The organism is Ollibium composti, assembly GCF_004801285.1.
In the GTDB taxonomy this organism is placed as follows: Bacteria; Pseudomonadota; Alphaproteobacteria; order Rhizobiales; family Rhizobiaceae; genus Mesorhizobium; species Mesorhizobium composti.
On record NZ_SSNY01000028.1, the window covers coordinates 1 to 1,329 of the forward strand.

Annotated in this window: 2 protein-coding genes; both read left to right on the forward strand. The window is 64.9% G+C overall.

Going from position 1 to position 1,329, the window contains the following annotated elements:
• A partial coding sequence (locus E6C48_RS22325; protein ID WP_136360397.1) for a transposase family protein occupies positions 1–973 on the forward strand: 973 nt, incomplete at its 5' end.
• On the forward strand, positions 963–1,329 hold a 367-nt coding region (locus E6C48_RS22330), incomplete at its 3' end, for an ATP-binding protein (protein ID WP_136360398.1). The genes E6C48_RS22325 and E6C48_RS22330, both read left to right, overlap by 11 nt.

Genomic DNA, 1,329 nt, shown 5'->3' on the forward strand with positions numbered 1-1,329 from the left:
TCTGGGCGGCGTTCCCCGGCGCGGGATCTACGACAACATGCGCACGGCGGTCGACAGGATCGGCCGCGGCAAGGAGCGGCAGGTCAATGCCCGCTTCTCGGCCATGGCCAGCCATTATCTGTTCGAGACCGAGTTCTGCAATCCGGCTTCGGGCTGGGAGAAGGGACAGGTCGAGAAGAACGTCCAGGATGCGCGTCACCGGCTATGGCAGCCAATGCCGCGCTTTCCATCGCTGGAGGCCCTGAACGACTGGCTGGAGCAGCGGTGTCGGGAGCTGTGGCAACAGATTCCCCATGGCCTCCGACCCGGCACGATCGAAGACATCCGGGCCGAGGAAGCACGGTTCCTGATGCCCATGCCACGCCTCTTCGACGGCTTCGTCGAATACACCAAGCGGGTCTCTCCGACCTGCCTCGTCCATTTGGAGCGCAACCGCTACAGCGTGCCGGCGTCCTTTGCCAACCGGCCGGTTAGCCTCCGGGTCTATCCGGAGCGGATTGTGGTTGCCGCGGAGGGGCAGATCGTGTGCGAGCACCGCCGCATCATCGAGCGGTCGCATGACGGCCCCGGTCGCACCGTCTACGACTGGCGTCACTATCTGGCGGTCATCCAGCGCAAGCCCGGTGCTCTGCGCAACGGCGCTCCCTTTACTGAACTCCCCGAAGCCTTCAAACGGCTGCAGCAGCACCTGCTCAGGAAGCCCGGCGGCGACCGCGAGATGGTCGAGATCCTGTCGCTTGTCCTGCAACATGACGAGCAGGTCGTGCTGACGGCAGTGGAGATGGCCCTGCAGGCTGGCGTGCCGACCAAGGTCCATATCCTTAATCTCCTGCATCGGCTGGTCGACGGCAAGCCGATCACGGCACCCGTCGTGGATGCGCCGCAGGCGCTGAGCCTGGTCAAGGAGCCACAGGCCAATGTCGAGCGCTACGATGCGCTGCGCCAGGTTCGGGAGGTGCGTCATGCGTCATGATCCCGCCAGCGGCGCCATCGTCATCATGCTCCGGAGCCTCAAGATGCACGGCATGGCGCAGGCCGTCGCCGAGCTCACCGAGCAGGCTTCTCCCGCCTTCGAGGCCGCCATCCCGATCCTGTCGCAGCTGCTGAAGGCCGAGATGGCCGAGCGAGAGGTCAGATCCGTGGCCTATCAGCTCAAGAGTGCACGCTTCCCGGTCTATCGCGACCTGGCAGGCTTCGACTTCGCCAGCAGCGAGATCAATGAAGCCCTCGTGCGTCAGCTCCATCGATGCGAGTTCATGGGCGATGCCAACAATGTCGTGCTTGTCGGCGGCCCTGGCACCGGAAAGACCCACGTCGCCACCGCCCTTG